The organism is Streptomyces anandii JCM 4720 (assembly GCF_014650655.1).
Taxonomy (GTDB): Bacteria; Actinomycetota; Actinomycetes; order Streptomycetales; family Streptomycetaceae; genus Streptomyces; species Streptomyces anandii.
Window position 1 is genome coordinate 32343 of sequence record NZ_BMVJ01000009.1, and the last position, 7630, is coordinate 39972.

The following is a 7630-nucleotide window of genomic DNA, read 5'->3' on the forward strand; positions in this document are numbered from 1 at the left end:
CCGGTCGCACCGCCGCCTGGGCGCGGACCACCGAACGCGTCCGCTCCCTGGCGGGCGGCACCGCCGCCACCCGCCCGCTGACCGTGCGGCAGCGCGTCGAGGCCCGCTACGGGCTGGAGGGCGACGCCTCCTTCGCCGCGCTCACCACGCCCGGCACGGTCAGCATCGGCACCCGCTGGGGCGGCAACCGCGTCCCCGAGTACGCGGTAGGACTCGCCTCCGTCCTGGTGGCGGGCGACGAGAAGGCCGGCGCAGCGGTGTGCGACGGCCGGGTGGTGACCATCATGTGGCTCGTCCTCGGCGCCGACCCCGACCCGCTCGCCACCCTGCGCAACGTCCGCATCGACGACAGCGACCAGGGCGGCGCCTACCTCCTCAGCCCCACCGAGGGCCTGCGGATGAGCGCCCAGCAGACCGGCGTCGTACGGGCGTTGCTCGGCCGGCCCGGGCAGTCGGTCACGTCGGCGGTGAAGGCCCACTGGACGGAGCTGACCGCTCCGGGCGTGTCGACGACCCGGGTGGCCACGATCCTGGGCGTCCCGGACGCGGCGAACGGCGCGAAGGGTGAGGACAAATGCGAGGAGTGACGCGAAGGCTGCCGTCCATGGCCGCCCTGCTGCGACCGGTGTGGCACGCCCTGCCGTGGCGGCCGCAGGCGGTGGCCGGCGGACTGGGATGGCTGCTCGTCGCGGGCGCCCGGCCGCTGTCCGGCCGGGACGGCGACACGGCGCTCGGCCTGACCCTGCTGCGCCTGGCGGCGCTCGCCGCGGGCGTGGGGCTGGCGTTCCTGCTGGACGACCCGGCCCGGCGCACCACGGAGGCGGTACCCGTACGGCGGCCCGTGCGGGCCGGGCTGCGCCTGGCGCTGGTGACGCCGCTGCTGGCCGCGTGGTGGACGGCCGCGCTGCTCCTGCTGCCGGCCGCGGCCCGGCCGCCGCTGGGCGCGGTCAGCCTGGAGGCGGCCGCGATCGCCGGGACGGCGCTGGCCCTGGCGGCGGCCTCGGTCCGGCTGCGCGCCGAGCCGTGCCCCGGCACCGGCGCGGCGCGCGCCCTGCTCGCCCTGACGGCCGCCGTACTGCTCCTGCCGGACCGCCGCAGTCCGCTGGTGCCCCCTGACGACGCCCACTGGGCGGCCGCGCACGGCTGGTGGGCGGCGATCCTGGCGGTGGCCGCGCTGGTGTGGGCGGTCTGCGTACCCGAGCCGCTCACCGGCCACCGCCTCCTCGCGGGCCGGCCCGTCAGGTCTCTGTGCGGTACATCAGGTCCGTCTCGTACGTCGTGAAGCCGAGCCGCTCGTAGACGGACACCGCGGCCTTGTTGTCGGCGTCGACGTACAGCATCGCCGTCGGCAGCCCCTGCCCGGCGAGGTGCCGCAGCCCGATCAGGGTGAGCGCTTTGCCGAGGCCGCCGCCCTGGGAACCGGGCCGCACCCCGAGGACGTACACCTCGCCGAGCCGCTCCTCGTCGTGCACCTTGGTCCAGTGGAAACCGGCCGGCCGTCCCTCGCGCTCGGCGAGGAAGAACCCGCGCGGGTCGAACCACGGCTGCGCCTTGCGGTCGTCGAGGTCCCGCTGGGTGAGGGAGCCCTGCTCGGGGTGGTGCGCGAAGGCCTCCGCGTTCACCGCGAGCCACTCGGCGTCGTCGTCGCCGGGCACGAAGGTCCGTACGGTCACCCCCTCCGGCAGCACCGGCTCGGGCAGGTCATGACCGGCCAACGGCCGTCGCATCTGGCGCAGTTCGCGGAAGAGCGTGAGCCCGAGGACCTGCGCCAGGTGCCGGGCGGCGGAGTGCCCGCCGTGCGCCCACACCCGCAGCCGCTTGCCCGACGCGGCCAGCAGCGCCGAGCCCAGCGCCCGCCCGTGCCCGCGCCCGCGGTACGCGGGGTGGACGACCAGCTCGGCGGCGGGCGCCTCCACCGGGTCGGTGTCCTCCAGCTGCGCGTAGCCGACGAGTTCGCCGTCGACGGTGAGCAGCAGATGGGACACGCCCGCACGGGCGCCGCCCCGCAACTGCAACCGCCCCTGCTCGGACACCGCCTGCCGCCCGTCGTCACGCGCGGCCGCGGCCAGCAGTGCGAGCACGGCATCGGCCTGCTCCTCGGACAGCTCGGAACGCGTCTCGATCGACCGGGCGATCGGCGCGGTGTTGTCGCTGGTCATGCGTACGAGACTACGGGCCCCCGGAGATCCTTTCCCGCCCCCGAGAACCTTCGGCGCCCCTGGGGGCGGGGCGACGGCGCCGGCCGGCCGTCCGCCCCGTTCACGCCCCCGGGCCGAAAGGGCCCTGGGGAGGTGGGGTCGGGGCGCCCGGCAGGCGGATGGTGGCGACTGTGCCGGGGCCGTCGGCCCGGGAGAGGGTCACCTCGCCGCCGGCCTGCTGGACGGTGCGGGCGACGATGGAGAGGCCGAGGCCGGAGCCGGGGAGGGCGCGGGCGCTGGGGGAGCGCCAGAAGCGGTCGAAGACATGGGGGAGTTCGTCGGCGGGGATGCCGGGGCCGTGGTCGCGGACGGTGAGGACACCCTGGGACAGGGCGACCTCCACGGTGCCGCCCTCGGGGCTGAACTTCACCGCGTTGTCGAGGACGTTGACGATCGCGCGCTCCAGCGCGGACGGTTCCGCCCGGGCGTACCAGGGCTCGAGGTCGGCCGTGATGGTGAGTTCGGGGCCGCGCAGGCGGGCACGGCGCAGGGCGGCCTCGACGGTGTCGTGGAAGGCGACGACCTGGAGGCGTTCGCCCCGCTGTCCCTCCGAGCGGGACAGTTCCTGGAGGTCGCCGATGAGCGCGGCCAGTTCGGTCATCTGGGCCTTGACCGAGGCGAGCAGGGCCTTGCGGTCCGCCTCCGGCAGCGGCCGGCCGGTCTCCTCGCTGCGGCTGAGCAGTTCGATGTTGGTGCGCAGCGAGGTGAGCGGGGTGCGCAGTTCGTGGCCCGCGTCGGCGATCAGCTGCTGCTGCAGCTCGCGGGAGCTGGCCAGGGCGGAGGTCATGGAGTTGAAGGAGCGGGAGAGCCGGGCGACCTCGTCCTCGCTGTCGTCCTCCACGGGGATGCGGATGGAGAGGTCCTCGGTGCGGGCCACGTGCTCGACGGCCTCGGTGAGCCGGTCGACGGGGCGCAGTCCGGCGCGGGCGACCGCGAGGCCCGCCGCGCCGGCGCCCAGCACCCCTATGCCGGAGACCAGCAGCAGGATCAGCGCCAGGTCGTTGAGCGTGGACTCGGTGCCCTTGAGCGGGATGGCGACCAGCAGCGCGGTGTTGACGCTGGTCTGGGCGATCGGGTCGCTGAGCACCACCGGCCGCGTCAGCACCCGTACGGCACTGCCGTCGTCGGCGACGCCGTCGCGGATGATGCCCTGGCCGCTGGCCGCGTTCCGGATCACTTCCTCGTCGGCCCGGGTGACCTTGACCTTGCCCGCCGACATGGCGAACAGGCAGGCGGTGCCGTCCGCCTTGACCACCTGGGAGTAGTAGGTGGCGCGCACGGCCCGCAGGGTGTCCTGCGGGTTCTGGACGCAGTTGTTGTACGCGTCCAGGATGTCGTTCTGCTGGGGGCCCCGGATGACAGCGGACTTCCGCAGGTCGTTGTCGACCTGGTCGTACAGCTTCCCCTTCACGATGAACCAGCAGGCCATCGACACCGCCGCCACCGCGAACGCCACCGCGGCCGCGACCAGCAGTGCCAGCCGCGACCGGATCGGCAGCGACCGGAACCGGCGTCCGACCTTGCTCACTCGGCGCCGCCCTGCCGCAGGACGTACCCGACCCCGCGCACGGTGTGCACCAGGCGCGGCTCGCCGCCCGCCTCGGTCTTGCGGCGCAGGTACATCACGTACACGTCCAGGGAGTTGGAGGAGGGCTCGAAGTCGAAGCCCCAGACGGCCTTCAGGATCTGCTCACGGGTGAGGACCTGGCGCGGGTGCGCCATGAACATCTCCAGGAGGGTGAACTCCGTACGGGTCAGCTCCACCTGCCGGCCGCCGCGGGTGACCTCACGGGTGGCGAGGTCCATGCGCAGGTCGGCGAAGGTGAGCGCTTCGTCCTCCTCGACGGCGCCGGCCACGGCGGCCGCGTAGGAGCTGCGGCGCAGCAGCGCGCGGATACGGGCGAACAGCTCGTCCAGCTCGAACGGCTTGACCAGGTAGTCGTCCGCGCCCGCGTCCAGCCCGGTCACCCGGTCGCCCACGGTGTCGCGGGCCGTCAGCATCAGGATCGGGGTGGTGTCGCCCGCGCCGCGGATGCGGCGGGCCGCCGTGAGGCCGTCCATGCGGGGCATCTGGATGTCGAGGACGACCAGGTCCGGCTTGTAGGCGCTCGCCTTGTCCAGGGCGTCCGCGCCGTCCACGGCGACCTCGGTGCCATAGCCCTCGAAGGCGAGGCTGCGCTGGAGCGCCTCGCGCACCGCGGGCTCGTCGTCGACGATCAGGATGCGCTGCGGGTCACGGTCACGGTCGCCTTCGGCGGGGCTCATCGGTCGTGGTTCCTCGGGATGGTCGGGGGCCGGTCGCTCCCGGCCGGGGGACCGGGACGCTCTCAGCCTCGCACGTTCGCGGTGGCCGGGTGGAGACCCGGCGCGCACGTCGCCGCGGGCGCGCGCTCACACCGCCAGGGCGGTCAGGCGGCCGAGCGGCACCTTGTGGCGGTGGATGCGCGCGGGGGAGGTGCGCAGGCCCATCAGCTGGGGGGCGGGGACCTCGGGCACCGGGCGGTTCGCGCGGCCGACGGGGGCGGACGAGGGGGCGCGGAGTTCCTTGGCCACGGCCAGGGCCAGGGCGACGCTCCCGGGCAGGGACGCGTCGGCGTTCTCGGCCTTCTCGTGCACAACCTGCTCGATCATGGCGTTCTCCTTGTCGTCGTGCGTGCGGTGCTGGGGCCGGTGCGCGGCCCCGGCTCAGCTCTGGGAGCCGGAGCGCAGCTTGGCCAGGTCGGACTTGACGGTGTTGACCGGGATGGCGAAGCCGAGGCCCACGCTGCCGGCGTTGGAGGAGTCCGAGCTCGCGGCGGCCGAGTACATCGCCGAGTTGATGCCGATGACGTTGCCGGCCGAGTCGATCAGCGCTCCACCGGAGTTGCCCGGGTTCAGGGACGCGTCGGTCTGGATCGCCTTGTAGGTGGTGGTGGAGGAGCCGGTGTCGCCGTTGAACTGGCGGCCGCCGAACTGGAACGGCCACTGGCCGTCCCCGCCCTGGCCCTGCCCCTGGTTCTCGTCGGTGGACACGGTCACGTCCCGGTTGAGCGCGGAGACGATGCCGCTGGTCACGGTGCCGGTCAGGCCCTCGGGGGAGCCGATCGCGACGACCTGGTCGCCGACCGTCACCCCGGACGAGTCGCCGAGCGCGGCCGCCTTCAGACCGGAGGCGCCCTGGAGCTTGACCAGGGCCAGGTCCTTGGAGCTGTCGGTGCCGACGACCTGCGCGGTGTACGACGATCCGTCGCTGGTGCGCGCCTTGATCGAGGTGGCGCCCGCTATGACGTGGTTGTTGGTGACGACCTCGCCGCCGCTGCTGATGATCACACCGGAGCCGGTCGAGGTGCCGTTGCTCAGGGTCGCGGTGATCTCCACGACGCTCGGGCTGACCGCCTTGGCGATCGCGGCGACGCTGCCCCGCTGGCTCGCGGGCACCACGTTGGTGCTGGTGCCGCTGGAGGCGACCGTGTCCTTGCCGGTCAGCTCCTGGAAGGCGAACGCGGTGCCGCCGCCCACGGCCGCGGCGGCGATCGCCACGGCGGCCAGCAGGGCGACCGGGCCCTTGGCCGTCCGCTTCTCCCCAGCGGGGGCGGGAGCGGGCGGGGCTGCCGGGGCGGGCGCGGCGCCGCTCGCGTCCGCGTAACCGGGGGCGTACGCCGGCGGGGGCGGCCACTCCGGGTTCACCGGGGTCGAGACGTGCTGCTGCTGGTGCGCGGACGGGGCCTGCCCGTCACCCTGGGGGTACTCGTACTCGCCGCTGCGGCGGAAGCTCTCGGTCATGACATAGAGAGTGTCCCGTGATCATGAGAGCTCTCTGAGTCCCCGCTGAGAAGCCCGACAGAACCTCGTATGCCCGATATAAGGACGGCGGGCGGACGGTGCCGGACGGCGAGGGGACGACGCCGGACGGCGTGTGTGTTACGCGCAGCCGCAGGACCTGCGGACCACCAGCCGGGACGGGAACACCTTCAGCCGCTCCCGCCGCGAACCGGCGACCCGCAGCCCGTCGTCCAGCACCAGGTCCACCGCCGCGCGGGCCATCGCCGAGCGGTCGGAGGCGACCGTGGTCAGCGGCGGGTCCGCCAGCGCCGCCTCCTTGATGTCGTCGAACCCGGCCACCGCCAGCTCGCCCGGCACGTCGATGCGCAGCTCGCGCGCGGCCCGCAGCACGCCGAGCGCCTGGTCGTCGGTGGAGCAGAAGACCGCCGGCGGGCGGTCCGGGCCGGAGAGGATCTCCAGGCCGACCCGGTAGGCGTCGTAGCGGTTGTACGGCGCCTCGAAGAGCCGGCCCTCGGTCGGGATGCCCGCCTCGTCCATGGCGCGCCGCCAGCCCTCGACGTGGTCGGAGACCGGGTCGCCCACGGCGGGCGTGTCGGCGGTGCCGCCCACACAGGCGACGTACTCGTAGCCGTGCTCCAGCAGGTGGCGGACGGCGAGCTGGGCGCCACCGAGGTCGTCGGTGACCACGGCGACGTCGTCGATGGCCTCGGGCCGCTCGTGCAGCAGCACCACGCGGGCGTCCCAGGCGTCGATCTCGGCCGCGGCCAGGTCGTTGAGGGCGTGCGAGACGAGGATGAGGCCGGAGACCCGCATGCCGAGGAAGGCCCGCAGATAGTGGACCTCGCGCTCGCCGACGTAGTCGGAGTTGCCGACGAGAACCATCTTGCCGCGCTCGGCCGCCGCCCACTCGACCGCGTGCGCCATCTCCCCGAAGAAGGGCTGGCGGGCGTCCGGGACGATCAGTCCTATGAGGTCGGTGCGCCGCGAGGCCATCGCCTGGGCGACCCGGTCGGGCCGGTACCCCAGTTCCTTGATGGCGGCGAGGACACGCTCGCGCGTGGCCGGGGCGACCGGCCGGGGTCCGTTGTTGATGACATAGCTGACAACGGCGGTGGAAGTCCCCGCCAGCCTCGCCACGTCGTCCCGAGTCACCTTGGCCACGCGCGGAGTCTACGCGGATGGACCCGCTCCGGGCAGGGCGTATCACGTCTTGGATGGGCGCCCGGATGTGCGAGCGCAACGCCTGCCCGCACATCCGTGCGCCCCCTGGCACATCCGTGCGACGCCGGTACGGCACACGTGACCCGGCGTGGCGCGGCGGCTACGCCTTGGACCGTGAGGCGCTCGAAGCGGCCGGAGCGTTCGAGGGGGCGTCCGCGCCCTCCGCGCCCTCCGCGCCCTGCGCCTTCGGGCGGGCCGCCTTGGCCTTCGCCTCGTCCGCCGCGCGCTCGACCTTCTCCGGGGTGACGAAGCGGTACCCGACGTTGCGCACGGTGCCGATCAGCGACTCGTGCTCGGGGCCGAGCTTGGCCCGCAGCCGCCGTACGTGCACGTCGACCGTCCGGGTGCCGCCGAAGTAGTCGTAGCCCCAGACCTCCTGGAGCAGCTGGGCGCGGGTGAAGACGCGGCCCGGGTGCTGGGCGAGGTACTTCAGGAGCTCGAACTCCTTG

9 protein-coding genes are annotated in these 7630 nt (G+C 74.0%); 2 read left to right on the forward strand and 7 right to left on the reverse strand.

Going from position 1 to position 7630, the window contains the following annotated elements:
* Window positions 1–83: 83 nt before the first annotated feature.
* A complete protein-coding gene (locus IE249_RS39875; protein ID WP_308434367.1) occupies window positions 84–587 on the forward strand; it encodes a hypothetical protein in 504 nt (167 codons plus the stop codon).
* Entirely contained in the window at window positions 575–1282 is a 708-nt protein-coding gene (locus IE249_RS17565; RefSeq protein WP_229858731.1) for an ABC transporter, read from the forward strand. The genes IE249_RS39875 and IE249_RS17565 overlap by 13 nt, the downstream gene beginning before the upstream one ends.
* On the opposite strand, the gene mshD is transcribed toward IE249_RS17565, so the two are convergent.
* The 7 genes from mshD to IE249_RS37625 form a co-directional block, all read right to left on the reverse strand.
* Window positions 1239–2159: a mycothiol synthase gene (gene mshD, locus IE249_RS17570; RefSeq protein WP_189705778.1), complete on the reverse strand. Its 921-nt coding sequence runs from the start codon at window positions 2157–2159 to the stop codon at window positions 1239–1241. The two genes, IE249_RS17565 and mshD, sit on opposite strands and share 44 nt — an antisense overlap.
* Window positions 2160–2259: 100 nt before the next feature.
* Complete coding sequence (locus tag IE249_RS17575) at window positions 2260–3726, reverse strand: HAMP domain-containing sensor histidine kinase (RefSeq protein ID WP_189705779.1); 1467 nt, start codon at window positions 3724–3726, stop codon at window positions 2260–2262.
* Complete coding sequence (locus IE249_RS17580) at window positions 3723–4463, reverse strand: response regulator transcription factor (RefSeq protein WP_189705780.1); 741 nt, start codon at window positions 4461–4463, stop codon at window positions 3723–3725. Before IE249_RS17580 ends, IE249_RS17575 begins: the two co-directional genes overlap by 4 nt.
* Before the next feature lie 126 nt (window positions 4464–4589).
* A complete protein-coding gene (locus tag IE249_RS17585) occupies window positions 4590–4829 on the reverse strand; it encodes a hypothetical protein (protein ID WP_189705781.1) in 240 nt (79 codons plus the stop codon).
* A 54-nt stretch (window positions 4830–4883) separates the two neighbouring features.
* A complete protein-coding gene (locus IE249_RS17590) occupies window positions 4884–5960 on the reverse strand; it encodes a S1C family serine protease (RefSeq protein WP_189705782.1) in 1077 nt (358 codons plus the stop codon).
* A 138-nt stretch (window positions 5961–6098) separates the two neighbouring features.
* Complete coding sequence (locus IE249_RS17595) at window positions 6099–7121, reverse strand: LacI family DNA-binding transcriptional regulator (RefSeq protein WP_189705783.1); 1023 nt, start codon at window positions 7119–7121, stop codon at window positions 6099–6101.
* A gap of 160 nt (window positions 7122–7281) precedes the next feature.
* On the reverse strand, window positions 7282–7630 hold a 349-nt coding region (locus IE249_RS37625; RefSeq protein ID WP_229858733.1), incomplete at its 5' end, for a winged helix-turn-helix domain-containing protein.

What these genes read in the sequence shown, in the direction of transcription:
- IE249_RS17565 (WP_229858731.1), top strand. Translation starts at nt 575, where the DNA reads ATGCGAGGAGTGACGCGAAGGCTGCCGTCCATGGCCGCCCTGCTGCGA.
- mshD (WP_189705778.1), bottom strand. Translation starts at nt 2,159, where the DNA reads ATGACCAGCGACAACACCGCGCCGATCGCCCGGTCGATCGAGACGCGT.
- IE249_RS17580 (WP_189705780.1), bottom strand. Translation starts at nt 4,463, where the DNA reads ATGAGCCCCGCCGAAGGCGACCGTGACCGTGACCCGCAGCGCATCCTG.
- IE249_RS17585 (WP_189705781.1), bottom strand. Translation starts at nt 4,829, where the DNA reads ATGATCGAGCAGGTTGTGCACGAGAAGGCCGAGAACGCCGACGCGTCC.
- IE249_RS17590 (WP_189705782.1), bottom strand. Translation starts at nt 5,960, where the DNA reads ATGACCGAGAGCTTCCGCCGCAGCGGCGAGTACGAGTACCCCCAGGGT.